Genomic DNA, 23,446 nt, shown 5'->3' on the forward strand with positions numbered 1-23,446 from the left:
CCAAACTCTGCGCGCCCCGGCTCGTGCTGCAGGCCAACACGGCCCTAGACCAGACCTGGGGGGACGCCGACGGGCGCGGTGCCCTCGGGCTGGGCGGCGAAGCGCAGGCCGAGCAGTCCGAAGCCGCTGAGCAGCAGGTCGCCGTCCCCGTCGAGGCGCAGGGTGAACGGGCCGGCCCGCCATGTCCCGCCGGGTGCGGGGGCGACGGGGGCCTGGAAGGTCAGGCCGACGCGCAGCGTCCCCTCGTCGATCACGGCGAGCACGCCCGTCTCGTCGTTGAGCCAGGCGCCCCGCGGGGCGGGCTCCTCCCCCGGCGGGTCGCACGGCTCGTACACGTGCGGCCATCGGATCGACCCGTCGTGGCCGAACAGCAGCCGCCCGTCCTCCGGCACGAGCCAGACCCGGCCGCCCGGCACCTGCGCGTACCAGCGGCCGTCGTCGTCGAGGGCGAGTTCGAGGTCGATGGCGCCGGTCGAGGAGATCCCGCCGTCTCCGGCGGGTTCGAGCGTGAGCGTGGCGTCGGTCTCCGGGTCGTGCCAGTGCCCGAGCAGGGCGGGCCGCGCCGCCTCTGCCTCCGCCGGGCGGGCGGGGGCGGGACGGGGGGCCGGGTCCTGGCCGGTGAGGGCGCGGGCCAGGCCGAGGCTGAGGCCGACCGGGTCCAGGCCGCTGTGATTGGTCAGCACGGCCACGCCGAGACCGGACTCCGGCAGGTGGACCAGGTTGCCGACGTAGCCGTGCATGCCGCCGGCGTGGCCGTACCCGGCGGACTCGCCGACGGTCAGGTGGCAGATGCCGCGGGCGTACCGCAGGACGGCGCCGTCGGCGAGCGTGGTCCGCTCCAGCAGCGCGGCGCGCACGTCGGCGCCCAGCACCCGGCCGTCGGCCAGGAAGCCGAACCAGGGGGCGAGGTCGGCGACGCTGGTCACCAGGCCGCCGTCGCCGACCGCGCTCTCCTGCGTGTCGGCCCGCGCGCCGGCGCCGTCGTAGCCGTAGGCCATCCGCGGCAGCGGGACGGAGGCGTCGTCGCGGAAGGCGGTGTCGTCCATGCCGAGGGGGGCGAAGAGCCGCTCGTGGGCGAAGTCGGCCAGCGACCGGCCGGTGAGCCGCCGGACCACGGCGGCGGCCAGGACGTAGCCGGTGTTGGAGTAGGAGAAGCGGGTGCCGGGCTCGAACGTGGTCCGGCGCATGCCCGCCACGATCTTCATCAGCCGTTCCTCGTCCATCAGGGTGAACGGGACGCCGGTGACGGCCTGCAGGCCGTACCACTCCGGCAGGCCGCCGGTGTGCCGCAGGCACTGGTCGAGCGTGACGGGCACGCCGAGCCGCAGCTCGGGGACGTGCTCGCGGACGTCGTCCGACAGGCTCAGCCTGCCGTCGCGGGCCAGCAGCAGCAGGCACGCGGCGGTGAACTGCTTGCTGATGGAGGCGATGTCGAAGCGGGTACGGGAGTCGATCGGGACGCCGAACTCGACGGTGGCCATGCCCCTCGCCGCGGTGTGCAGCACCTTGCCGTCGGCGTAGACCCCGACCGCCAGACCCGGCCCGCCGGGGCGGAGGCCGGGAAGGGCGTCGAGCGCGCGTTCTACCTGCTCAAATTCCATCGTTCAAGTATCTGGATGTCCTGGTTCGAAACGCTTGTCCGGAGCGGCAAACCTGGAGGCTACCTGGTTGGTCTGCCGTACAGGGCCATCCTGGCGATCATGGCGTCCGCCGCCAGGTGGTAGCAGGTCGTCACGCATCCGAGCACCTCCCTCGGGGTGGTGAAGGTGGCCGCGAGCGTCTTGTCGGCGATCCGGCGCACGCCCGGCACCAGCTCGCCCAGCTCGGCGGCGGGTGTGGTGGGCATGTCGATCTCCAGCTCCAGCACGCCGGGCAGCTCGAGCGGCCGCAGCTCGCCGGCCGAGCGCACGGTCTCCGCGGCCGCCTCCTTGATCAGCCGCCGCGCCTCGGCCGGCGAGAGGCTGTCGGCCGCGGTGTGCCCGTGAGCGATCTTCACGGCGACCGTGCGCACCCCGGGGAACGCCTTGCCGGCGACGTCGCAGATGACGTCGTCGCCGGTGAGCAGCCCCACCGGCACGCCGACGGCGGCCGCCTGGAGGGCGTTGACCTCGGCCTCCGAGACGATCGCGCCGTTGAGGCGCACCTCGTAGAAGTGCGAGGAGTAGGTGTGGGCGAGCACGCCCGGCGAGCCGGCGGCGGCGTGGTAGCCGAGGAACATGGCCACGTCGTGCTCGGCCGAGATGCCCTCGGCCATGCAGTCGAGCTTGGGCGTGCCGAAGATCAGCCGGGCGCGCGGGTCGAGCTCCTCGTGCAGCAGGTTGTCCATGGTGCCGTGGCTGTCGTTGACCAGGACGCTGGCCGCCCCGGCCGCGAACGCGCCCTCGATGGCGGCGTTGGCCTCGGCGGTCATCAGGCGCTGCGCCCGCGGGTAGCCGTGGCCGGCCCGGGAGACCTGGTCCATGGTGGCGATGCCCGCCACGCCTTCCATGTCGATGGAGATGTAGACGTTCGTCATCGTCACAGGCTTTCACCGGGGAGGACGGACGGCTTCGTCGCCAGGGCAGAAACCGCCTCCCCCTCTTGCGTCTTCCGCACAGTGGCGGGGATCACGAAGGCGGCGGCGACGGCCAGCAGGCCGAGCGCCGCCGACAGCAGGTACGTGTCGACGAAGCTCTGCTCGGTGGGCACCCCGGCGACGGCGCCGGAGGCCAGCACCATGGCGCCGAGCTGCGCCCCGAACGTGCCGCCGATGCTCTTGGCGACGAAGACCACGCCGCTGACCCCGGCCGCGCGGTCGCCGGGCACGTCGGCGGCCACGGCGTTGAGCCCGGCGGTGAGCCCGATGGAGGCGCCCAGCCCGATGACCGTCACCGCGGCCATGACCTGCCAGGCGGCGGAGTGCCACAGGGCCAGGCCGCCGGTCCCGGCGCAGACGAGCACGCTGCCCAGCACCAGCACCGCGCGCCGGCCGAGCAGCCTGGTCATCGGCCCGACCAGCGGCGCGATCACGGTGCCCGCGACCCCCATGGGGAACATGTAGATGCCGATCCACAGGGTGTCGGCGCCCTGGCCGTACCCGGTGCCGGCGGGCGCGGCCAGCATCATCGGCAGGGCGACGACGAGACCGAAGGAGGCGAAGCCGAGCAGCACCCCCATGGCGGTCACCCCGGCAGGGGTGCGTCCGGCCAGCAGCCGCAGGTCCACGAGCGGGTCGGCGACGCGCAGCTCGACGACCGCCCACGGGCCCAGCGTCAGCACGGCGGCGGCGAACAGGGCGAGGGTGGCCGGGGACGTCCAGCCCCAGCTGGAGACGGCGGTCAGGCCCAGCATGACCAGGGCCACGCCGCCGCCGAGCAGCAGCCCGCCCGCCCAGTCGACGCGACCGCCGGCCGCGCGCGGGGTGGACGGCACGGTGAACCAGGCCAGCAGGGCGGCCGCCGCCACCCCGCCCGCGGCCAGCAGGAACAGCGACCGGTAGCCGAGGGCCGAGGTGATCGGCCCGGCAAGGATGAGGCCGAGCGCGCTGGCCAGCGCGGCGACGCCGACCATCAGGCCGTTGCCGGTGGCGGCGCGTTCGGGGGTGAGGGTGTCGCGGAACAGCCCCACGGTCAGGGGCAGCACGCCCAGCCAGATGCCCTCGATCGCCATGCCCGTGATCATCAGGGTGATGTTCGGCGCCAGGGCGGCGAGCAGGACCCCGGCGCCGCTGATCGCCATCAGCGCGAGCAGCACGCGCCGCTTGTCGTACATGTCGGCCAGGCGGCCGACGATGGGGGTGGCGATCGCCGAGCTGATCAGCGAGCCGGTGAAGATCCAGGCGAGCGCGCCGGGCGAGGCCCCCAGGTCCTGCTGGACGAGCGGGAGCGCGGGAGAGAGCGTCATCTCCATGGTCTGGAGGACGCCGATGAACAACACCGGTGCGCCGATGACGCCGAAGCCGGATCTGGACATGGTTCTGCCTTTCGGGGTGGGGTGACGTGCGGCCGTGTGGTCCCCCCGAACCCAGGCCGTGATCTAGGCCGGTCCGAGCACCTTCGGCGTGACCAGCGCCAGGGCGGTCTCGACGAAGAACTCCTCGTCGGCCTCGTAGGCGCCGAGCACGACGTTCTGGCCGAGCCCGGACAGCAGGGCCTTCAGGGCGCGGGCCAGGCGGAGCGCCTGTTCCGCGGTGACGGCGGCCCCACCGTGCTCGCGGCCGGTGAACAGCGCGGCGAGCTGGACCTCGGTCGACCTGATCGAGGTGTTGAGCCTGCGGTGCAGGTCGGGGTCGTTCAGGACGAGGTCGAGCACCCGGGTCTCGAACAACATCCGACCGGCGGCCTGCGGGTCGGCCGACATGCGCAGGAAGCGACGGGCGATCTCGGCCACGACCTCCGCCAGCCGCGTGCCGAACCCCCCGGCCTCGGGCGTGCGCAGGTCGAGCGGGCCGACGTAGTCGTCGACCATGGCGGCCATCAGCCCGTTCTTGCCGCCGAACAGCGAGTAGACCGCGCCCGTGGTCAGGCCGGCCAGCTCGGTGATGTCCTCCAGCTTGGCCTTCGAGCCGTCCCTGCCGACGATCTCGCGGGCCGCCTCGATCAGCGCGCGCTTGTTGGCGGCCTTGCTTTCCGCTCTGTTCAGCCGCATGACATCTCCTGCATGCCGTAAAGATAATCTGATTTACTAGAATAATCCAGATTATCAGGAGGCCCGAAAATGGACGTCGCCCCCCACATGAGCCGCGTGCCCGACTTCACCGCGTTCCCGACGGTGGACCAGATGCACGCCGAGCTCGACGAGCTCGCCGCCGCCCACCCCGACCTGGTGCGCCTGCGCCGCATCGGCACCTCCCGCCTCGGCGAGCCGCTGCGCGTGGCCACCATCGGCGCGGGCCCCCACGACGCCGTGATCATCGGCGGCCCCCACCCCAACGAGCCCATCGGCGCGCTCACCGTCAGCACGCTGCTGCGTCAGCTCATCGAGGACACCGCGCTGCGGGAGGACTTCGGCTTCCGCTGGCACCTCGTCCCCTGCGTCGACCCCGACGGCGCCCGGCTCAACGAGGGCTGGTACGCCCGCCCGAGCGACCGCCGCGCCTACGCCGAGCACTTCTACCGCCCGGCCGAGGCCGACCAGGTCGAATGGACCTTCCCGCTGACCGGCGAGGACTACTTCTTCGACCGCACGCTGCCGGAGACCGAGGCGCTGATGCGGCTGATGGACGAGGTCCGGCCCGCCCTCGTCTACTCCCTGCACAACGGCGAGCTCCAGGGCGCCTTCTACTACCTCAGCAGGAACGACCCCGCGCTCGCCGCCCGCCTGACCGCCATCGCCGCGGCCGAGGGCCTGCCCCTGCACATGGGCCCGCCGGAGCTGCCGAGCGCCGTCCAGATCGCGCCGGCGGCGTACCTGACCCCGCGGGGCGCCGAGATCGGCCCGACGTACGGCACCGGCGGCGGCAGCGTCGACTACGCCGACCGCTTCGGCGCCCTGCACCTGGTCACCGAGCTGCCCTATTGGGCCGATCCCCGCGTCGCCGACCAGACCCCGACCGGCCGGAAGTACCACGAGTCGATCAGCGACTGCGTGGCCGGGCAGCGCGACCTGATCGGCGAGCTGGCCGCCTCCCTCGCCCGCGTCGAGAGCGACCTGGCCGTGCGCTCCGCCTTCCGCCGGGCGCTGGAGGACTTCGTCGGCACCCACGACGAGTTCATCGGCGAGTGGGAGGACCTGCCCGGCACCGACCGCCCGGCCACGGTGGCCGAGGTGGTCGGCGGCCGGCAGCTCGTGCACCTCATGCGGCTGCGGTACTGCGGCACCTACCTGCGCATGCTGGACGCCGAGCTGGCCGCGGGCAACCCGACGCCCGCCGTCCGGGCCGAGCGCGCCCGGCTCGGCGCGCGCTTCGAGGAGTGGTTCGAGGAGGCCGAGGCCGACGCGCAGAGCACGCCGATCCCGCTGCGCTCGCTGGTCGCGGTGCAGCTCGGCGCGGCGCTGCTCGCGGCGGACGCCGTCAGGCGGGCAGCAGAGCGGTCAGCTCACGCCTGACCAGCGGCCAGGTACGGCTCTCCGGGTCGATGAGCACGAAGTGGCCCGCCCCCGGGACGCGCACCAGCGACGTCCCCGGGTGGGCCGCCAGGTACGACTCCGAGACCTGGAGGGGGACCCGCTCGTCCGCCGTGCCGTGCACGATCACCAGCGGGCCTCGCCGGTCCGGCAGCCGTACCGGGTCCAGGCCGGGATGGTCGTCCGGCGGCCCGCCGAGGAAGTCCGTCACCGCGCCGTCGTCGAGGTCCAGCCGCGCGGCCAGCCGCAGGTCGGCGACCGGGGCCAGGGCCAGGACGGCGGTCCCGCCCGGCGCGGCGCACATGGCGAGATGGCCGCCGGCCGAGTGGCCGACGACCACCGACGGCCGCAGCAGGCCGACCGCGGCCCGCACGTCCGCGACCGCCGCCGCCGGATCTCCCGGCCTGCGGCGGTACTCGACGGCGGCCACGCCGCACCCCGCCCGATGCAGCGCGTTGGCCATGGGCCGCAGGTGCGTCCGGTCGTACTCCGGGCGCCAGAACCCGCCGTGCACCAGCGCCACCACGGGTCCCTCACCCGGCCAGAGGTCGATCACCTGGTCGGCGTCGGCCCCGTACCGCAGGACGCGGACCGGACCGGGCGCCGGGCGGGTCAGGACGGCACGGTTCTCCACCCTCACCTCCCGCCGGACCGGCGGGAGGTGAGCCGCGCGAGCCCGGCCGCGCCCGCCGCCAGCAGCGCGGCCCCGACCCCGGCGGCCCCGGCCAGCAGCAGGTGCTGCCGCCGTACCCGCCGCCTGACCTGCGCGTACGGCACCGTGGAGAACGACACCAGCTCGTACCGCGACACGTAGCGGCCGGGCAGCGCGCGTTCGAGCCGGTGCTCCACGCTCCTGGTCAGCCGGTGCACCGGGGAGGCCACCTTGTCGCGCATCTCGACGAAGTTGGCCAGCGCCATCTCGGCGATCGCGTCGGTGTCGTCCCTGCGCCGCAGCTCGAACAGCGGCAGCGCGCGGGCCCAGTCGCCGCCGGTCTCGGTCAGGCACCGGTCGAGCACGGTCACGTCCTCGAAACCGCAGTTGGCGCCCTGGCCGTAGAAGGGCACGATGGCGTGCGCCGCGTCGCCGATCAGGCCGACCCGGCCGTCCGTCTGCCATGGCGCGCAGCGGACGGTGCCGAGCCGGCCGACCGGGTTCTCCATGTACTCCTCTACCAGACCGGGCGCGAGGGGGGGCACGTCCGGGTAGTGGGTGCGGAAGTGACGTTCGATCGCGGCCGGGCCGCTCAGCGAGGCGAAGCTCGACGTGCCGTCGGTCGGCCAGAACATCGTGCAGGTGAAGGAGCGGTCGGGGTTGGGCAGCGCGATCATCATCGAGGTGCCGCGCGGCCAGATGTGCAGGGCGCCGGGGTCGAAGGCGAACTCGCCGGCCACGGCCGGGATCGTCAGCTCCTTGTAGCCGTGGCCGAGGAAGTCCAGGCTCTCCCTGATGCCCCGGTGGGCCACCAGCTCGGCCCGTACGGCCGAGCCGGCCCCGTCGGCGCCGAGCACCACGCCGCCCGCCGCGCGCACCGGGCCGGCCGCGGTGTCGAACTCCATCGCGCCGGTCGCCGGGTCCAGGCCGGTCAGCCGGTGCCCGAAGAAGATCTTCACGCCGGGCGCGGACTCCGCGGCGTCCAGCAGCGTGTTGTTGAGCGCGCCGCGGCTGATGGAGTTGATCGAGCGCACCCCGTCGTGGCTGTACGGCTGGAAGTCCAGCGGCCCGTCCACCGGGTGGATCATCCGGCCGCGCATCGGCAGCGCGCCGGCCATGACCTTCTCCTCCAGGCCGATCCGGCGCAGCGCGTCCAGCCCGCGTTCGGAGATGGCCAGGTTGATCGACCGGCCGCGCTCGGCGAGCCCGGCGCGCGGGTCGGGCCGCCGTTCGTAGACGGTCACGTCGAGGCCGCGCCGGGCCAGGTAGCAGGCGAGCAGGCAGCCGGTCAGGCCCGCGCCGACCACGGTGACGTTCATCGGTCCTCCTCGACGCACTCGGCCAGTGCGACGGCCGCGCGCCAGCAGTCGTGGTAGGTCGAGTACAGGGGCGTCGGCGCCAGGCGGACGACGTCCGGCTCGCGGGCGTCGGCGATCACCCCGTGCTCGTGGCGCAGCCGCCGGGTCAGCTCGGCCGCGCCGCCGCGCTCGACGCGCAGGGAGAGCTGGCAGCCCCGGCGGGCCGGGTCGCGCGGCGTGACCACCGTGAGCGGCCTGGTGGGGGTGACCCGGTCGAGCAGGCTCTCCAGGTATCCGGTGAGCCGTACGCTGCGGGCCCGCAGGGCGGTCATCCCGATCCGGTCGAAGACGCCGAGCGAGGTGCGTACCGGGCCCATCGCGTAGATCGGCGGGTTGGAGACCTGCCAGGCGTCGGCGCTGGCCGGCGGCCGGGAGACCGGCGCCATCTCGAACCGGGTCGCCTGCTCGGTGCTCCACCAGCCCTCCAGCCGCTGCAGCGCCGGGTCGCCCAGGTGCCGCTGGTGGACGAACACGCCGCCGAGGGCGCCGGGCCCGGAGTTGAGGTACTTGTAGGAGCACCAGGCGGCGAAGTCCGGCCCCCACGCGTGCAGTTCCAGCGGCACGTTCCCGGCGGCGTGCGCCAGGTCCCAGCCGACGGCCGCGCCGCTCGCCCGGCCGGCCGCCGTGATCGCCGGGATGTCCATGAGCTCGCCGGTCAGGTAGTTGACGCCGCCCAGCAGGACCAGCGCGACCGTGTCGCCCTCGCGCTCCAGGAAGTCCAGCACCTCCTGGCCGCCGCCCAGCCGGACCACCGTCTCGTCCGGGTCGAGGCCGTGCAGCCGGGCCTGGCTGCGCACGGCGTAGCTGTCGGAGGGGAACGCGGTGTCCTCGATGAGGATCCGGGTCCGCGTGCCGCGCGGCCGGTAGAACGAGACCATCAGCAGGTGCAGGTTGACGGTCAGCGAGTTCATCACCACCGTCTCCTCGGGCAGCGCCCCGACCAGCCGGGCGGCGGGGCCGGTGAGCCGCTCGTGGTAGGGCAGCCACGGACGGGCCCCTTCCAGATGTCCCTCCACGCCGAGCCGGCCCCATGCCTCCAGGTCCTCGGCCAGCTCTGCCGCCGTCGCCCGGGGCTGGAGGCCCAGGGAGTTGCCGGCGAAGTAGGCGCACTCGGGGTGGCCGCCGCCGTCGGCGGGCGGGATCAGGAAGAGCTCGCGGTGGCCCGGGTCGTCGCGGTCGCGGCGGAGGGCGTCCTGCTCGGCGGGCTTCCAGTCGTCGATCACGTCTCGTCCGTTCTTCACATGTGGGTCCGGGCGGACCACAGCTCGGGGAAGACCACCCGCGCCATGCTGCGCTCCAGCCAGGCCAGGCCGTTGGAGCCGCCGCTGCCGGGCTTGGCGCCCATCGACCGGCGGACCGCCGTCACGTGCTGGTAGCGCCAGTCGCCGAACTGTTCCGCCACGTCGGTCAGCGCCTCGCCGAGCAGCCGCGGCGCGTTGCCGGGGCCGGTGTCGCGGTACACCTCGACCCAGGCCCGCTCGACGGCCGGGTGCGGCTCGTGCTCGACGGCGAAGTCGCGCTCCAGCAGCTCCTGGGGGAGGTCGTGGCCGCGCCGGGCCAGCAGGGCGATGGCGTCGTCCCACAGGCTCGGCGACTCCAGGGTCGTGAGCAGGTCGCGGTGGGTGCGGTCCTGGCGTCTGAACGGGCGCAGCAGGGCCGGGTTCTTCAGCCCCAGCAGGAACTCCACGTGCCGGTACATCGCCGACTGCAGGCCGCTGGCCTCGCCGAGCTCGTCCCGGAAGCGGTTGAAGTCGGCGGGGGTCATCCAGCGCAGGCCGCGCCAGCTCGCGTTCAGGCCCTCCAGGTGCAACGCGGTACGGCGCAGCGGGTCCAGCGCGCCCCACACGTCGTCGGCGCGCAGCCGCTCCTGTGTGTTGCGCAGCTCGAAGGCGATGAGCTTGAAGTACAGCTCCATCACCTGAGTGATCATCAGGAACGACATCTCGCCCGCGTCGTCGCTCATCGGGTGCTGCAGGTCGTGCAGCACGTCGGTGCGGACGTAGGCGTCGTAGGGGGTGCGGGTCTCGAAGTCCAGGGTGGGAGCTCCGCCCGTCGCCCTGGCTCTTTCGGCGCGTTCCTCCGCCGTGGTCGGCCGCACTGCCAAAAACTGTCGCGTCGCGTCCACGCGCTTGCCCTTCTCTTAGCCTGCTGTCCCCATGATGGCGTCGGGATGATGGAGAAGGAATGCCACATGGAAGGCGATATCGCGATATAGGCTTATGTTTTGGTATAAATCTGGATTTGAGGCTTACGAACGGAAGGCATGATCGTGGACGAGACCGACTGGGAGTTGCTGCGCGAGCTCCAGGACAACGCCCGGCTCTCCCTCAAGGAGTTGTCGCGCCGGATCCACCTGTCCGCGCCCTCGGTCGCCGACCGCGTACGGAAGCTGGAGGAGTCGGGCGTGATCACCGGCTACCACGCGACGGTGGACCCGGTGCGGGCCGGCTGGCCGGTCTCGGCCTTCATCCGCATGTCCTGCTACGGCACGCGCTGCGTGCTGCGCGACCCCGAGGTGGCCGGCTGGCCGGAGGTCCGCGAGATCCACCGGGTCACCGGCGACGTGTGCAGCATCCTGCGGATCGTGGCGGTCTCCATGGTCGCCTTCGAGGACCTGATCGACCGCCTGGCGGTCTACGGGCCGCCCTCCAGCACCATGATCCTGTCCACCCCGCTCCCCGGCCATCCCCTCACCACCCCCGACGGCCCGTGACCCCGTCCGCCTCGCGGCCGGCCGGGGTCGTCCACGGGCCCGTGCCGTCGTGGCAGAAGCGGGCGAAGGCGGTGCTCATCGAGTGGGCCAGGGCGTCCACGCGGGGGCCCGTGCCCGTCAGCGGCGTTCCGTGGGTGCCGAGGTAGAGGGGCACGTCCACCAGGTGGCAGGCGCCCAGGTCGACGCCGCCGTGGCTCATGGGTGAGCGGTGCCCGCAGACGCGGTGCCCGGCGGGGCCGTGATGGGCGTCGGCGAGCTCCTGGGCGGGCCCGGCGAAGAGCTCGCCGGTGTCCAGGCCGTCCTGGCCGATCGCGGTGAACAGGCGGGTCTCCTCGGCCGTCGTCGTCACCAGCAGCGGGACGCGCGCGGCGGCGCCCGTGCGGACGGCCTCCACCGGGTGGACGGCCAGCAGGTCGCCGTCCACGACGGGCGCGGCGGGCAGCAGCCCCGCGGCCGGGGCGCAGGCGCGTACGGCGGCCTCCTCGGCGGCCAGCAGCCCGGCGAGCGGCACGGCGTACGGGTCGCCGCCGAGCGCCGAGCGTGCCACGGAGGTCCAGGCGGCGGCCTCGGCGGGCGTGCGGAACCCGTACGGGACGGGGCTCATCGCCGCCGCCCTGGCGAACAGGCCGGGCGCGCACGTCATCAGGGCCAGCACGCAGGTGCCGCCCGCCGAGTGCCCGGCCAGGGTGACGTTCGCCGGGTCGCCGCCGAGGGCCGCGATGTTGGCGCGCACCCACTCCAGGGCCGCGATCTGGTCGCGCAGCGCCAGGTTGGCCGGCACGCCGTCGCCGTGCCAGAAGCCCGGCAGGCCGAGCCGGTAGTTCACGGTCACCACGACCAGGCCGTGGTCACGGGCGAGCGCGGTGCCGTCGTACATCGCCTGGGAGCCCGAGCCGAAGACGAACGCGCCGCCGTGCAGGAAGACCAGCACCGGGCGGCGCCCCTCGGTGGCGGGCGTCCAGACGTTGAGGAACAGGCAGTCCTCGGCCGACGTGGCCGGGTCGATCTCCAGGCCCGGCACCCAGGCCATGCGGCCGGGCCGCTGCGGGGCGGGCGGGCCGGGGGTGCGGGCGTCCGCGACGCCCGGCCAGGGGCGCGCGGGCTCCGGCGCGGCGAGCCGGCGGGCGGGCGCGGCGTAGCGCACCCCCTTGAACGTGCTCACGCCGCCGGCCCGGACGCCGCGCAACGCCCCGAGCGGCGTCTCGGCGACCGTCATCCCCCGAGCCCCAGGAAGGCGGCGGCGTTGCCGCCCAGGACGGCGGCGCGGCCCTGCTCGTCCAGCTCGGCGCAGGCGCGCACCACCGCGCCCGGCTCCTGCTCCCCCAGCGGGAACGGGAAGTCGGTGCCGAGCATGACCCGCTCGGCCCCCATCACCTCGACCAGCAGCCGCAGGGCGCGCGGGTCGAACACCGCCGAGTCCACGTAGAAGCGGTCGGTGTAGGCCGACGGCGGCCTGGGCGAGTGCTCGCGGACGATGTCGCGCTGGTGCCAGGCGTTGTCGGCCCGGCCCAGCAGGTAGGCGAAGCTGCCGCCGCCGTGGCAGAAGCACAGCCGCAGCGAGCTCGGCAGCCGCTCGAACGCCCCGGACAACATCAGCGACAGGATGCCGAGGTGGGTCTCGGCCGCCATGCCGACCAGCCACGGCAGCATGTGGCCGCGCATGCGGTCGGCGCCCAGCATGTCCCAGGGGTGGACGAGCACCGGCATGTCCAGCTCGGCGCAGTGCGCGAGGAAGGCGACGATGTCGGGGTCGTCCAGGTTGCGCTCGCCGACGTGGTTGCCGATGTGCACACCTCGGTGACCGGCGGCCTTGGCCTCGGTGACGGTCCTGGCGGCCAGGGCGGCGTCCTGCAGCGGCACCTGGCACAGCGGCAGCAGCCGGTCGGGGGCCTGCGCGCAGTGGTCGAGCACGCGCTCGTTGACCATGGCGCACCACTCGGCGGCACGGGCCGGCTCGGCCGCGTAGCCGAACAGCAGCGGGGTCGAGGAGACCGCCTGCACGGCCACGCCGGTGCGGTCCATGGCGGCCACGCGGGCCCCGGCGTCCCACAGCTCCGGCGTGACCGGACGGTAGTCGTCCTCGCCGCTCATCATCATGCCGTCGCGCAGCCACGGCTCACCGGCCCCGGCGAGCGTCCTGGCCTCCTCGCGGGAGATCCGCGGGAAGACGTGCGCGTGCACGTCGATCATCGTCACCGGACCACCGGCCGCAGGTGGTCCGGCCAGTCCTTGCCGGGGTGCTCGGCGCCGCAGTGGGGGCACGTGCGGTCGCCCTCGTGGAAGGCGCGGAAGACCGGCGGCAGGTCGTCGACGATCGACTGGAGCTGCACCTCGGCGCGGTGGACCAGGCGGTGGCAGTTGACGCAGTACCACTCGAAGGCGTCCAGCGCGCCCTGCGGGCGGGCGAACTCCACGACCAGGCCGATCGAGCCGGGCACCGGCCGCTGCGGCGAGTGCCGCACGTGCGGCGGCAGCAGGAAGACGTCGCCCTCGCCGATCTGCACGTCCACCGGCGGCTTGCCCTCCTCCTCCATGACCCGCAGCACCATGCCGCCCCTGAGCTGGTAGAAGAACTCCTCGATCGGGTCGTCGTGGAAGTCGGTGCGCTGGTTGGGCCCGCCCACGATCGTCACCATGAGGTCGGCGTCCTTCCAGATCTGCGCGTTGCCGACCGGCGGCTTGAGCAGGTCCTGGTGCTCGTCGATCCACTTGTTCAGGTTGAAGGGGGGGATCATGCCTGGCTCCTTTGGGGGATGAGGGCGGTGCAGGAGATCTCGATCAGCAGGTGCGGGTGCGGGAGCTGGTGGACGGCGACCGTGGTGCGGGCGGGGCCGCTCTCGTCGAAGTACTCGCCGTAGACCTCGTTGTAGCCGCCGAAGTCGTTCATGCTGACCAGGTACGCGGTCACGTTCACCACGTCGTCCAGGCCGCCTCCGGCGGCGGCCAGCAGGTCGGCGATGTTCTCGATCACCGCCCTGGTCTGCTCGCGGATGTCGAGGCTGGTGGTGCCCAGCTCGTCCGCGCTCGCCCCGGCGAAGGAGCCGTCGGGGCGGCGCGAGCTGGTGCCCGACACGAACACGAAGTCGCCGGCCCGCTTGACGTGCGGGAACCGGCCGCGGGGCCGGGCCTTGCCCTCGACCAGCAGCGCGTCGCTCATCGGGTGGTCACCTCCACGTGTCCGAGGCCGGCGGCGGCGACGCGTACGTGCGCCCCGGCGGGCAGCGGCACCGCCGCCGTGGCCGCCCCGGCCAGGACGATCCAGCCGGCCTCCATCTCGATCCCGGCGGCCCTGGTCAGCCGGGCGGCCGCGGTCAGCGCGCGCAGCGGGTGGCCGAGGATGGCCGCCGACGAGCCGCCGGCGACCTGGCGGCCGTCGATCTCCATGACCAGGCCGAGGTTGCCGATGTCGCCGGCGTCCTTCGGGCGGCGCCAGGGGCCGACGCCGAAGCCGCTGGCCGAGGCGTTGTCGGCGATGACGTCGGGCAGGGTGAAGCTGAAGCCCTCGTAGCGGGAGTCGAGCACCTCGTACCCGACCGCGACGCCGCCGACGGCCGAGGCCACGTCGGCAGTGCCGCGCACCGGCCGGTCCAGCAGGAACGCGATCTCGGGCTCGATCCGCGGGTGGATCAGGCCGGCGGTGTCGAGCCGGGACTCCACCAGCATGGCGTCGGTGAGCAGGCCCCAGATGACGTCGTCCACGCCCATCTGGGCCATCTTGGCGCGGCTGGTGAAGCCCATCTTGACGCCGATGAGCCGCTCGCCGCGGGCCAGCCGCCGCTCGATCAGGGCGCGCTGCACCTCGTACGCGGCGGGCACGTCGAGGTCGGCCGCGTCGGTCAGGCGGGGGATGGCGCGGCCGGTCAGGGTGGCCTCGTCCAGGCGTTCGGCGAGCGCGTTCACCGCTCCTCCTTCTCGTCGTCGGCGGCGAAGGCGGCGCGCACGTCGCCCAGCCCGTCGATGCGGGCCTCCAGCACGTCGCCCGGCCGCACCGGGACGACCGGACCGAGCGCCCCGGTCAGCACGGTGTCGCCCGCCTGGAGCGGACGGCCGAGCGCGGCCAGCGTGTCGGCCAGCCAGACCGCGGCGTGCAGCGGATGGCCCAGGCAGGCCGCGCCGACGCCGGTCGAGACCTGCTCGCCGCGCCGTTCGATGACCATCCCGGCCAGCCGCAGGTCCACGTCGCGCAGCGGGACCGGGCGGGTGCCGAGCACGTACAGGCCGGAGGAGGCGTTGTCGGCGACCGTGTCGGCCAGGGTGATGTCCCAGTCGCGGATGCGGCTGCCGACGACCTCGATCGCGGGCAGCGCGAACGCCGTCGCGGCGATCACGTCGGCGACCGTGTGACGCTCGTGCGGCAGGTCGCGGTCGAGCACGAGCGCGACCTCGGCCTCGGCGCGCGGCTGGAGCACCGCGCCGGCCGGGATCTCCGCGCCGTCGGGCACCGCCATGTCGGCGAACAGCACGCCGAAGTCGGGCGAGCCGACGCCGAGCTGCGCCTGCACGGCCTTGCTGGTCAGCCCGACCTTCCGGCCGGTGATCCGCCTGCCCTCGCCGAGCCAGTGCTCGGTGAGCAGGCTCTGCACCGCGTAGGCCGCCTCCAGGCCGTCGACCAGGTCGCGGACCGGCTCGCACGGGCGGCCGGACGCGTACGCCTCCAGCAGCCGCGCCGCGGCGGCGCGATGGTTGTCTGTCACTTCTGTCCTCATATCTTGACGCACACGTTGACGGGCTCGGAGAAGAAGTCGAGCGAGTACTCGCCGCCCTCACGCCCGATGCCGGAGGCCTTCACGCCGCCGAACGGGGTGCGCAGGTCGCGCAGGTTCCAGCAGTTGACCCAGACGATGCCGGCCTGGATCCGGGGTGCCACGCGGTGGGCGCGCGACAGGTCGGTGGTCCACACGGTGGCGGCCAGGCCGTACGGGCTGTCGTTGGCCAGCCGGACGGCCTCGTCCTCGTCGTCGAAGGGGGCGACGTGGCAGATGGGGCCGAAGACCTCCTCGCGGACGGTCCTGGCGTGCGGCGGCAGGCCGGTGATCACGGTGGGCTCGACGTGGAAGCCGTCGTCGCGGGCGTCGCCGAACTCCGGCACGCCTCCCCCGGCCAGCACCGTCGCGCCCTCCTCGACGGCCAGCCGGTAGTAGGACAGCACTTTGTCGCGGTGCTGCGCCGAGATCATCGGCCCGTAGCCGCGCAGGCCCCTGGCCCGCTCGGCCAGCGCCCGGGTGAACGCCTCGAAGATCGGGCGCTGGACGTAGACGCGCTCGGTGCACAGGCAGATCTGGCCGGAGTGGGTGAAGCTGGAGCGGATCGTGCCCTCGACGGCCTCCTCCAGGTCGGCGTCGGCGAAGACCAGGGCCGGGTTCTTGCCGCCGAGCTCGAAGGAGACCGGGGTGACGTGCGCGGCGGCGTTGCGCATGATGGCGCTGCCGGTGGCCGAGGCGCCGGTGAAGGCGATGGCGTCCACGCCGGGGTGCGCGGTCAGGTGCTCGCCGGCCGCCCCCGCACCGTGGCCGTGGACCAGGTTGAACGCGCCGGCCGGCAGGCCCGCCGCGTCGATCACCTCGGCCAGCAGGGTGGCGGTGGAGGGGGTCTCCTCCGACGGCTTGGCCACGACGGCGTTGCCAGCGGCCAGGGCCGGTGCGACCTTCCAGGTGAGCAGCAGCAGCGGCAGGTTCCACGGCGAGATGACGGCGACCACGCCGAGCGGGCGGCGCACGGTGTAGTTGAGCGCCTGCCCGCTGCCGCTCCAGGCCGGGACGCTGGTGGGGTAGGCGCGCTCGGGGCGGCCGTAGGCGAGGTCGGCGTAGGCGCGGAAGTTGCCGGCGGCGCGCGGGATGTCCACCGTCGCGGCCAGCTCGCGCGGCTTGCCGGTGTCGGCGGCCTCGGCGTCGACGAACTCCTCGAACCTGGCCTCGATCCCGTCGGCGATCCGGCGCAGGTACGCGCACCGCTCCTCGGTGGAGGTGGCTCCCCAGGGGCCGTCGAGGGCGGCGCGGGCGGCCCGGACCGCCTCGTCGACGGTCTCGCGGGACGCCTCGGGGACGGCCCCGACGGTACGGCCGTCGACGGGCGAGATGAGGGGGAAGTCCGTCCCCGCCGTCGTGAAGACGCCGTTGACGTAGTGCGCGGGCTTCATGGTCGACATTCTGCTGATAGCTCGCCATAACAGTCCAATACCGAAATATCGCCTGGCTATCTTTATTTCGTTATATGTCGGTTCTGCTATGCCTGCCGACCGAATAGGTATTCGTTCTGGCATACCACCAGCGTGCATCCTCTTCCGTACCCTCATTCGGAAGGCACAGAGAGATGGACACAGATCGCCGCCTGGCCGCCCGCCGCGTCTCGCGGGCCGCCTTCATCGGCACCGCCATCGAGTGGTACGACTTCTTCCTCTACGGCACCGCTGCGGCCCTCGTCTTCAACAAGCAGTTCTTCCCCGCCATGGACCCGGTCGCCGGCTCCATCGCCTCCTTCGGCACCATGACCGTGGGATTCCTCGCCCGCCCGCTCGGCGGCATCGTCTTCGGCCACTTCGGCGACCGGATCGGGCGGCGCAACACGCTCGTCGTCTCGCTGCTCATCATGGGGATCGGCACCACGCTGATCGGCGTGCTGCCGACGTACGACAGCCTGGGCGTGTGGGCGGCGGTGCTGCTCGTGGTGATGCGCATCGCCCAGGGCATCGGCCTGGGCGGCGAGCTCGGCGGCGCGGTGGTGCTGACGATGGAGCACGCGCCGAAGGGGCGGCGCGGCCTGTTCGGGGCGTTCCCGATGATGGGCACCCCGGCGGGCATGTTGTGCGCCAACGCCGTCTTCCTCGGCACGTCCTCGCTGCTGGGCGAGGAGAGCTTCATGGCCTGGGGCTGGCGGGTGCCGTTCCTGCTCAGCATCGTGCTGGTGGCGGTCGGGCTGTACCTGCGGCTGCGCATCGAGGAGAGCCCCGACTACGCCGACCTGGTCGAGCGGCGCAAGCCGGTCAAGCTGCCGATCGCGGTGGTGCTGCGCGACCACTGGCGCGAGGTGGTGCACACGATCGGCGTGATCATCGGCAACAGCGCGGTGGCCTACATCTTCATGGTCTACATCCTCGGCTACGGCGAGGCCGCGGCCGGCCTGTCGCGCACGTTCCTGCTCAGCTGCGTGATCGGCGGCGCCGCCGTGTGGCTGGTGACCGCGCCGCTGTGGGCCCACCTCGGCGACCGGCACGGGCTGCGTTCCGTCTTCACCTGGGGCTCGGTGGTGCTGCTGGCCGGCGCCCTGGCGATCCTGCCGGTCGTCAACACCGGCAACAAGCCCTTCATCGCGCTGTTCATGGTGGTGATGGGCGCGGTGCTGGCCATGACGCACGCGCCGCAGGGCACGCTGACCGCCAGCTTCTTCCCGGTCGCGATCCGGTACTCCGGCACGTCGGTGGCCTACCAGCTCGCCTCGCTGCTGGGCGGCGGCATCACGCCGCTGGTGGCCGCCTCGCTGTTCGCCTCGACCGGGACCTCGCTGTCGATCACCGCCTACCTGGCCGTGGTGACGGTCATCAGCCTGGTCGCCGCCCTGGTGATCCCCCGCAACGACGCCGAACGCCTGGGTGACCAGCCGGTTGCCGCCGACATAGCGAAATAGGGCAGGTTAGCCCTGGTCATATGATGATTTCGTGATATCTCGTCCGCTGGACCTGCTGAGCGGCCGGCTCAAGCTGCGGCATCTCGTGCTCGTGACCACCATCGCCGAGCAGGGCGGCGTCCTGCGCGCCGCCGAGCACCTCCACCTGGCCCAGCCCGCCGTGACCCGGGGGCTGCGGGAGGTGGAGCAGATCCTCGGGGTGGAGCTGTTCACCCGCGGATCGCGCGGCGTCACCCCCACCCTCTTCGGCGAGGCGTTCATCGAACACGCCCGCGCCGTGCAGGCCGAGCTGCGCCGCGCGGGCGAGCGCATCGCCGGCCTGGCCGACGGCACGGCCGGCACGGTCACCGTCGGCACCCTGCTGGCCGCCACGAACGTGCTGCTCCCCCGCTCCATCGCCGCGCTCAAGGCCGAGCGGCCGGGCATCACCGTGATCGTCAAGGAGGGCACGTTCGACTCGCTGGCCCCCCAGCTCACCGGCGGCGACCTCGACCTGATCCTCGGCCGGCTCAACCCGATCGAGGACCGCCCGGACCTGCGCCAGATCCCGCTCTACAACGAGCCCGTGCTGCTGGTCGCCCGCGCCGGGCACCCGGCGGCGCACGCCCGCGCGCTGGCCGGCCTGCTGGACTACCCGTGGATCCTGCCGCTGGAGCAGACCTCGCTGCGGCGGGAGCTGGAGCAGGTGTTCCACCGCAACGGGCTGCCGCTGCCACCCGACCGCACCGAGTGCACCTCGATCCTGACGATCCGCTCCCTGCTGCTCGGCACGGACATGATCGCCGCGCTGCCCGCGCTCTTCGTCAGGACAGACCCCCAGCTCCTCGAACTCCAGGTGCCGCTGCCGTCGGTGCGCCGCTCGGTCGGCGCCACCCTGCCCGGGGCCCGCGCCCTGACGCCCGCGGGCAAGGTCATGCTCGCCCACCTCCAGCAGCAGGCACGGCGCCTCGACACCGGGCAGGACGCCGACGACGCCGACGGCCCGGCGCCGGTGGGAGACTGAGGGGCATGGTGGCAGGAGCCGGGTTCGAGCCCGAGTCCGTACGCGTCATCCGGCGGCTGCGCGACGACATCCTCGACGGCGTCCGCCCGCCGGGCAGCAAGCTCGTCGAGCGCGACCTGGCCACCGAGCTCGGCGTGAGCCGGGTGCCGGTGCGCGACGCCCTGGCCACCCTGGCCGCCGAAGGGCTGGTGACGTTGCGGCCCCGCACCTGGGCCGTGGTGCGCGAGTTCACCGCCCGCGACGTCGCCGACCTGGTGGAGGTGCGTTCGGCGTTCGAGGCCGTCACCTTCCAGCTCGCCGCCCGGCGGCACGACGCGCAGGGCCTGCGGCGGCTGCGCGCCGACCTCGACGCGGAGCTGCGGGCGGCGCGCGCCGGCGACGCGATCCGCGCCCGGCGGGCCGCCGCCGACTTCCACGAGACGGCCACCGCCATCGCGGGCAACGACCTGCTGGTCGAGCTGGGGCAGGTGCTGCGCAGCCGGATGCGCTGGCTGCTCGGCCGGCACGACGACCTCCAGGTGGTCGCCGACGAGCACCGCGAGCTCTTCGAGGCGATCGCCGCCCGCGACGTGACCCGCGTCGGCGAGCTGGTCGCCCGGCACGGGGCGACCAGCGGCCGGCTCATCAGGGAGCACGCCGACCGGCGGCGATCCGGCGGTCCCTGACCCCGCGTAAGTCAGGCGCCCAGGAGCACTTCGCCGTCGCGGGCGACCACCCGGCCGCCGGCGACCACGAGCGCCCGCGGCGGCACCCGCACGAGCGCGTCCGGCACGTTCTCGGCGTCGACGAGCACGACGTCGGCCCGCGCCCCCGCGACGAGGTCGTGCCGGTCCCGGTGCACGAACGGCGCCGCCTTGCTCGTGGCCAGCTCCACGGCGGCGGTGAGCTCGTCGTCGGAGCGCAGCCCGTGCAGCCGGGCGAAGCCGAGGGCGATGCGCAGCAGGTCGCCGTCACCGAACGGCGACCACAGGTCCCTGATCCCGTCGGTGCCGAGGCCGAGGCCGATGCCGCGCTCGGCCATGCCCCGCCACGGGAGGGGCGCGGTGCGCACCGGCGCGACCGTCGCCCAGGAGATGCCCGCCGCGGCGAGGTCGTCGAGCAGGCCGCGCCGGCGTTCGGGGGCCAGGTCGCCGAGGGCGAAGCCGTGGGAGACGGTGACCTTGCCCTGAAGGCCGGTCCTGAGGGTGCGGTCGATGATCAGCTCGTACTGGAAGGCGCCGAGCTCGCCGCCGTCGTGCAGGTGGATGTCCAGGCCGACGCCGCGGCGCTCGGCGATCTCGAACAGGCCGTCGAGCTGGGCGACCGGGTCCCGGTCGATGGTCGCGGGGTCGATGCCGCCGATGCTGGTGGCGCCCGCCTGCGCCGCCTGGTCGAGCAGGTCGAGCACGCCGGGCCGGCGGATGACGCCGTCCTGCGGGAAGGCCACGATCTCGACCTCGATCGCCCCGTCGAGCCGCTGCACGGCCTCGCGGACGGCCTCGATGCCGCGCAGCCCGACCCCGAGGTCGACGTCGACGTGGGTGCGGGTGGCCGTGGTGCCGTGCCGCAGGAACTCACGCAGCACCGCCACCGTGCCGTCGACGCCGGGGATGCCGTACTTGTCCCGTTCGGCGCGCTCGTGCTCGATGCGGCCCTGCGTGGTCGCCACGCCGCCGTACGACACCCAGGGCCGGCCCCACCAGCTCTTGTCGACGTGGGCGTGGGCGTTGACGAAGCCGGGCAGGGCCAGCAGGCCGCGGCCGTCGATCAGCTCGCCGGCGGGCGGGGTGGTCCCGGCCGGGAGCACGGCGGCGATCCGGGTACCGTCGATGGTCAGGTCCACGGGGGCGCCGCCCCAGGGGCGCACGTTGGAGATCGTCCAGGAAGTCACCCGGAAAATGGTATACCAAAAGCGGATCGTCCCTGGCAGAGGGCCCTGTCCCGTCCTCGTCCAGCCGTTGTCGTAGGTGCCTGCGAAAATCGGCACGGGCCGCGGCAGGCGCGGTCTCACCGACCGGAAAGAGGTGGTCCGATGGACCCAGAGGTCTTCGACAGCCGTGACATCGGCCAGACGGAGGAGTTCCTCAGCAAGGCATACGCCAAGATGCGCATCGGCTCCGACGTGAAGAACCCCCGCACCCGGATCTCGCGCCAGGTCATGGGCTCGGTCAGCATCGACCGGCTCCACCTCGAATACGCGATGAGCTACGACGTCAACCCGCTCGGCAAGGTGTGCCTGTGCGCGGTCGAGACCGGCACCATCGCCCAGCAGGTCGCCGGCGGGCCGGACGAGCTCTTCGGCCCCGGCGACACGGTGCTGTTCGCCCCGCACGACCTGCCCTACGCCGGCGAGATCCGCCGCTCGCGCTACGACATCATCATGTTCGACCCCGCGCTGCTGCAGCAGGTGGCCGGCACGCTGCCGGGCCGCCGGGCCGAGCCGGTCCGGCTGGTGGGGCACCGCCCGGTCTCCGCCGCCGCCGGCCGCCATCTGCGGCGCACGCTCGCCTATCTGCGCGACGACGTCCTGGCCGCCCCCGAGCTGGCCGCCGAGCCGCTGGTCGTCTCCACCGCCGGGCAGCTCCTGGCCGCCAGCGTGCTCACCACCCTGCCCACCAACGCCGACGACGCCGCCCCCGGCGCCACCCGTCCCGAGGCGCTGCGCCGGGCGACGGCCTTCATCGACGACCACGCCGACCTGCCCATCGGCATCGACGAGATCGCCACCGCCGCCCGGGTCAGCGCCCGCGCCCTCCAGTACGCCTTCCGCCGGCACCTCGGCACCACCCCGCTGGGATACCTGCGCCAGGCCCGGCTGGCCCGCGCGCACGCCGAGCTGAAGGCCGGCGGTCCCGCCACCACGGTGACCGCCGTCGCCGCCCGCTGGGGCTTCTTCCACCCCGGGCGCTTCGCCCAGCTCTACCGGGCCGCCTTCGGCTGCTCGCCCGGCGACACCCTCCGCTCCTCGGCCGAGCCTCGCCGCGATTGATCCTCTGGTGCCCGTTTCGTTCTATGGACAGGAGTGAGCCGGATTCTTCGTCTCATGTGCTGACCCGCCACCGCTGAAGGCTCAAGGGTTGGAGGCGAGCACCGATCGCCGCGGCACGGAGGAGATGATCGCGATTGAGTCCCGGCCGTAGCGGCGACATGGCGCGTCCGCGGCGAGGGCATAGCCGCAGGCCAGGCGATCGAGAGGCAGCACAGTCGGGGTGGCCGCGCCCTCCGGGCGACCGCGTCGGACATGTGATCGAGCCGATCCCACCGCCGGTCTGTGATGCCTGACCTCCTTCGTCGGCCGCCACACCCGTCCGCCTGCCGTTCCGGCCGGACGGGCCTTCGTGCTGCCCGGCCTCCGGTGAAAGCGTGACGCCTCTGAGCATGAGCTGCCGCGACCTGCCCGGCGGCGTGCTGGTGACCGTGATCGGCGAGCTCGACTCCTCAAGCTCACCGCGGCTGGAGTCCTTCACCGAACGGCACCTGCGGCCCGGGGCGGGGATGGTGCTCGACCTGGGCGGGCTGACCTTCATGGACAGCCGCGGCCTGCACGTGTTGTTACGCCTCAACGCCGCGGTGCTCGAAGGGGGCGGCGTCCTTCGCCTGGCCGGCGTGCAGGAGTTGCCCGCGCGTGTGCTCCAGGTCACCGGCGTGTGGTCCTCGCTGACCGTCCACGCTCAGGTGGGCGACGCCGTGGCCGCGATGGGCGCGCAGCGCCCCGGCAGTCTCCGCGAGTCGTCGTGAGTGGCCCGCGCCGCATCTCGGCGTTCGGGACTGAAGATCATGAGTGCCGGCTCTAGAATCCGGATGACCAACAACCACGACTGTTCCGTCAGTGACCTCGATCATGGCCTCCTGATTGGGGCCGTTCGCGAGGTCACCGGCAGGACAGTCCTGACACGTCGTAGGACACGAGGGTGACATGAGCGAAGCGATGACCGGTGGCTCCCGTTCCGCGTCCGGGGGCGCCGAGGTCGGCGAGCTTCGGCTGCGTCAGCTGCTCGGCGGGCTGACGGCGGTCCGTGACGGTGATTTCCGTACTCGTCTGCCCGAGGATGCCGACGGGTTGCTGGGTGAGATCG

The 23,446-nt window shown here is 73.4% G+C and carries 23 protein-coding genes; 7 read left to right on the forward strand and 16 right to left on the reverse strand.

Annotation, left to right across the window (positions count from 1 at the left end):
• Positions 1 to 44: 44 nt before the first annotated feature.
• From ABZ459_RS39005 to ABZ459_RS39020, 4 genes are all read right to left on the reverse strand, one after another.
• Entirely contained in the window at positions 45 to 1,601 is a 1,557-nt protein-coding gene (locus ABZ459_RS39005) for a serine hydrolase domain-containing protein (RefSeq protein ID WP_357981679.1), read from the reverse strand.
• A 59-nt stretch (positions 1,602 to 1,660) separates the two neighbouring features.
• Positions 1,661 to 2,515: a M55 family metallopeptidase gene (locus ABZ459_RS39010; RefSeq protein ID WP_357981682.1), complete on the reverse strand. Its 855-nt coding sequence runs from the start codon at positions 2,513 to 2,515 to the stop codon at positions 1,661 to 1,663.
• Between the two features lie 2 nt (positions 2,516 to 2,517).
• Positions 2,518 to 3,951 carry an MFS transporter gene (locus tag ABZ459_RS39015; RefSeq protein WP_357981685.1) on the reverse strand — a complete coding sequence of 478 codons (1,434 nt, stop codon included), beginning with the start codon at positions 3,949 to 3,951 and terminating at the stop codon, positions 2,518 to 2,520.
• Positions 3,952 to 4,014: 63 nt separating this feature from the next.
• Positions 4,015 to 4,626, reverse strand: a complete 612-nt coding sequence (locus tag ABZ459_RS39020; protein ID WP_357981688.1) for a TetR/AcrR family transcriptional regulator — start codon at positions 4,624 to 4,626, stop codon at positions 4,015 to 4,017.
• Positions 4,627 to 4,695: 69 nt separating this feature from the next.
• On the opposite strand from ABZ459_RS39020, the gene ABZ459_RS39025 reads away from it, so the two are divergent.
• A complete protein-coding gene (locus ABZ459_RS39025; protein WP_357981691.1) occupies positions 4,696 to 6,027 on the forward strand; it encodes a M14 family zinc carboxypeptidase in 1,332 nt (443 codons plus the stop codon).
• On the opposite strand, the gene ABZ459_RS39030 is transcribed toward ABZ459_RS39025, so the two are convergent.
• Genes ABZ459_RS39030 through ABZ459_RS39045 form a run of 4 tightly spaced genes read right to left on the reverse strand, consistent with a single transcriptional unit; the run spans position 5,993 to position 10,153 of the window.
• The gene (locus ABZ459_RS39030) at positions 5,993 to 6,679 is read right to left on the reverse strand and encodes an alpha/beta hydrolase (RefSeq protein ID WP_357981694.1); all 687 of its coding nucleotides are present in this window, start codon (positions 6,677 to 6,679) and stop codon (positions 5,993 to 5,995) included. The genes ABZ459_RS39025 and ABZ459_RS39030 overlap by 35 nt on opposite strands.
• Positions 6,680 to 6,681: 2 nt before the next feature.
• The gene (locus ABZ459_RS39035) at positions 6,682 to 8,016 is read right to left on the reverse strand and encodes an NAD(P)/FAD-dependent oxidoreductase (RefSeq protein WP_357981697.1); all 1,335 of its coding nucleotides are present in this window, start codon (positions 8,014 to 8,016) and stop codon (positions 6,682 to 6,684) included.
• Positions 8,013 to 9,278 carry a kynureninase gene (gene kynU, locus ABZ459_RS39040; protein ID WP_357981700.1) on the reverse strand — a complete coding sequence of 422 codons (1,266 nt, stop codon included), beginning with the start codon at positions 9,276 to 9,278 and terminating at the stop codon, positions 8,013 to 8,015. The genes ABZ459_RS39035 and kynU overlap by 4 nt, the downstream gene beginning before the upstream one ends.
• Positions 9,279 to 9,292: 14 nt before the next feature.
• On the reverse strand, positions 9,293 to 10,153 hold the full coding sequence (locus ABZ459_RS39045) for a tryptophan 2,3-dioxygenase family protein (protein WP_357981703.1): 861 nt from the start codon (positions 10,151 to 10,153) through the stop codon (positions 9,293 to 9,295).
• A gap of 165 nt (positions 10,154 to 10,318) precedes the next feature.
• Here ABZ459_RS39045 and ABZ459_RS39050 point away from each other — a divergent pair, with 165 nt between their 5' ends.
• On the forward strand, positions 10,319 to 10,768 hold the full coding sequence (locus tag ABZ459_RS39050) for an Lrp/AsnC family transcriptional regulator (RefSeq protein ID WP_357981706.1): 450 nt from the start codon (positions 10,319 to 10,321) through the stop codon (positions 10,766 to 10,768).
• Here the strand turns inward: ABZ459_RS39050 and ABZ459_RS39055 are convergent.
• From ABZ459_RS39055 to ABZ459_RS39085, 7 genes are read right to left on the reverse strand one after another with little or no spacing between them, the layout of a single operon-like run.
• Positions 10,746 to 11,984 carry a carboxylesterase family protein gene (locus tag ABZ459_RS39055; protein WP_357981710.1) on the reverse strand — a complete coding sequence of 413 codons (1,239 nt, stop codon included), beginning with the start codon at positions 11,982 to 11,984 and terminating at the stop codon, positions 10,746 to 10,748. The two genes, ABZ459_RS39050 and ABZ459_RS39055, sit on opposite strands and share 23 nt — an antisense overlap.
• Positions 11,981 to 12,958 (reverse strand): amidohydrolase family protein, encoded by a 978-nt coding sequence (locus ABZ459_RS39060; protein WP_357981749.1) that lies wholly within the window; start codon positions 12,956 to 12,958, stop codon positions 11,981 to 11,983. The genes ABZ459_RS39055 and ABZ459_RS39060 overlap by 4 nt, the downstream gene beginning before the upstream one ends.
• A gap of 2 nt (positions 12,959 to 12,960) precedes the next feature.
• Positions 12,961 to 13,503 (reverse strand): 3-hydroxyanthranilate 3,4-dioxygenase, encoded by a 543-nt coding sequence (locus tag ABZ459_RS39065; protein ID WP_357981713.1) that lies wholly within the window; start codon positions 13,501 to 13,503, stop codon positions 12,961 to 12,963.
• Positions 13,500 to 13,925, reverse strand: a complete 426-nt coding sequence (locus ABZ459_RS39070) for a RidA family protein (protein ID WP_357981716.1) — start codon at positions 13,923 to 13,925, stop codon at positions 13,500 to 13,502. The genes ABZ459_RS39065 and ABZ459_RS39070 overlap by 4 nt, the downstream gene beginning before the upstream one ends.
• Positions 13,922 to 14,668: a fumarylacetoacetate hydrolase family protein gene (locus ABZ459_RS39075; protein ID WP_357981719.1), complete on the reverse strand. Its 747-nt coding sequence runs from the start codon at positions 14,666 to 14,668 to the stop codon at positions 13,922 to 13,924. The genes ABZ459_RS39070 and ABZ459_RS39075 overlap by 4 nt, the downstream gene beginning before the upstream one ends.
• Complete coding sequence (locus tag ABZ459_RS39080; RefSeq protein ID WP_357981722.1) at positions 14,665 to 15,462, reverse strand: fumarylacetoacetate hydrolase family protein; 798 nt, start codon at positions 15,460 to 15,462, stop codon at positions 14,665 to 14,667. Before ABZ459_RS39080 ends, ABZ459_RS39075 begins: the two co-directional genes overlap by 4 nt.
• A gap of 8 nt (positions 15,463 to 15,470) precedes the next feature.
• On the reverse strand, positions 15,471 to 16,904 hold the full coding sequence (locus ABZ459_RS39085) for a 2-hydroxymuconic semialdehyde dehydrogenase (protein WP_357981725.1): 1,434 nt from the start codon (positions 16,902 to 16,904) through the stop codon (positions 15,471 to 15,473).
• Positions 16,905 to 17,077: 173 nt separating this feature from the next.
• Between ABZ459_RS39085 and ABZ459_RS39090 the strand changes: the two genes are divergently transcribed.
• Genes ABZ459_RS39090 through ABZ459_RS39100 form a run of 3 tightly spaced genes read left to right on the forward strand, consistent with a single transcriptional unit; the run spans position 17,078 to position 20,056 of the window.
• Positions 17,078 to 18,388, forward strand: a complete 1,311-nt coding sequence (locus ABZ459_RS39090) for an MFS transporter (RefSeq protein WP_357981728.1) — start codon at positions 17,078 to 17,080, stop codon at positions 18,386 to 18,388.
• A gap of 31 nt (positions 18,389 to 18,419) precedes the next feature.
• Positions 18,420 to 19,391: a LysR substrate-binding domain-containing protein gene (locus ABZ459_RS39095; RefSeq protein ID WP_357981731.1), complete on the forward strand. Its 972-nt coding sequence runs from the start codon at positions 18,420 to 18,422 to the stop codon at positions 19,389 to 19,391.
• A 5-nt stretch (positions 19,392 to 19,396) separates the two neighbouring features.
• Positions 19,397 to 20,056: a GntR family transcriptional regulator gene (locus tag ABZ459_RS39100; RefSeq protein ID WP_357981734.1), complete on the forward strand. Its 660-nt coding sequence runs from the start codon at positions 19,397 to 19,399 to the stop codon at positions 20,054 to 20,056.
• An 11-nt stretch (positions 20,057 to 20,067) separates the two neighbouring features.
• Here ABZ459_RS39100 and ABZ459_RS39105 read toward each other — a convergent pair whose 3' ends face one another.
• Positions 20,068 to 21,261, reverse strand: a complete 1,194-nt coding sequence (locus tag ABZ459_RS39105; protein ID WP_357981737.1) for an amidohydrolase — start codon at positions 21,259 to 21,261, stop codon at positions 20,068 to 20,070.
• 141 nt (positions 21,262 to 21,402) lie between these two features.
• Here ABZ459_RS39105 and ABZ459_RS39110 point away from each other — a divergent pair, with 141 nt between their 5' ends.
• Both ABZ459_RS39110 and ABZ459_RS39115 read left to right on the forward strand, forming a co-directional pair.
• On the forward strand, positions 21,403 to 22,359 hold the full coding sequence (locus ABZ459_RS39110) for a helix-turn-helix transcriptional regulator (protein WP_357981740.1): 957 nt from the start codon (positions 21,403 to 21,405) through the stop codon (positions 22,357 to 22,359).
• Positions 22,360 to 22,733: 374 nt separating this feature from the next.
• Positions 22,734 to 23,108 (forward strand): STAS domain-containing protein, encoded by a 375-nt coding sequence (locus ABZ459_RS39115; protein ID WP_357981743.1) that lies wholly within the window; start codon positions 22,734 to 22,736, stop codon positions 23,106 to 23,108.
• Positions 23,109 to 23,446 lie beyond the last annotated feature (338 nt).

Origin of the sequence: Nonomuraea sp. NPDC005692 (assembly GCF_040631115.1) — a bacterium.
In the GTDB taxonomy this organism is placed as follows: Bacteria; Actinomycetota; Actinomycetes; order Streptosporangiales; family Streptosporangiaceae; genus Nonomuraea.

Bases quoted from the DNA above. Each gene is read 5' to 3' on its own strand.
- ABZ459_RS39005 (WP_357981679.1), bottom strand. From the start codon at position 1,601: ATGGAATTTGAGCAGGTAGAACGCGCGCTCGACGCCCTTCCCGGCCTC.
- ABZ459_RS39010 (WP_357981682.1), bottom strand. From the start codon at position 2,515: ATGACGAACGTCTACATCTCCATCGACATGGAAGGCGTGGCGGGCATC.
- ABZ459_RS39015 (WP_357981685.1), bottom strand. From the start codon at position 3,951: ATGTCCAGATCCGGCTTCGGCGTCATCGGCGCACCGGTGTTGTTCATC.
- ABZ459_RS39020 (WP_357981688.1), bottom strand. From the start codon at position 4,626: ATGCGGCTGAACAGAGCGGAAAGCAAGGCCGCCAACAAGCGCGCGCTG.
- ABZ459_RS39025 (WP_357981691.1), top strand. From the start codon at position 4,696: ATGGACGTCGCCCCCCACATGAGCCGCGTGCCCGACTTCACCGCGTTC.
- ABZ459_RS39035 (WP_357981697.1), bottom strand. From the start codon at position 8,016: ATGAACGTCACCGTGGTCGGCGCGGGCCTGACCGGCTGCCTGCTCGCC.
- ABZ459_RS39050 (WP_357981706.1), top strand. From the start codon at position 10,319: ATGATCGTGGACGAGACCGACTGGGAGTTGCTGCGCGAGCTCCAGGAC.
- ABZ459_RS39055 (WP_357981710.1), bottom strand. From the start codon at position 11,984: ATGACGGTCGCCGAGACGCCGCTCGGGGCGTTGCGCGGCGTCCGGGCC.
- ABZ459_RS39060 (WP_357981749.1), bottom strand. From the start codon at position 12,958: ATGATCGACGTGCACGCGCACGTCTTCCCGCGGATCTCCCGCGAGGAG.
- ABZ459_RS39065 (WP_357981713.1), bottom strand. From the start codon at position 13,503: ATGATCCCCCCCTTCAACCTGAACAAGTGGATCGACGAGCACCAGGAC.
- ABZ459_RS39070 (WP_357981716.1), bottom strand. From the start codon at position 13,925: ATGAGCGACGCGCTGCTGGTCGAGGGCAAGGCCCGGCCCCGCGGCCGG.
- ABZ459_RS39085 (WP_357981725.1), bottom strand. From the start codon at position 16,904: ATGAAGCCCGCGCACTACGTCAACGGCGTCTTCACGACGGCGGGGACG.
- ABZ459_RS39090 (WP_357981728.1), top strand. From the start codon at position 17,078: ATGGACACAGATCGCCGCCTGGCCGCCCGCCGCGTCTCGCGGGCCGCC.
- ABZ459_RS39100 (WP_357981734.1), top strand. From the start codon at position 19,397: ATGGTGGCAGGAGCCGGGTTCGAGCCCGAGTCCGTACGCGTCATCCGG.
- ABZ459_RS39110 (WP_357981740.1), top strand. From the start codon at position 21,403: ATGGACCCAGAGGTCTTCGACAGCCGTGACATCGGCCAGACGGAGGAG.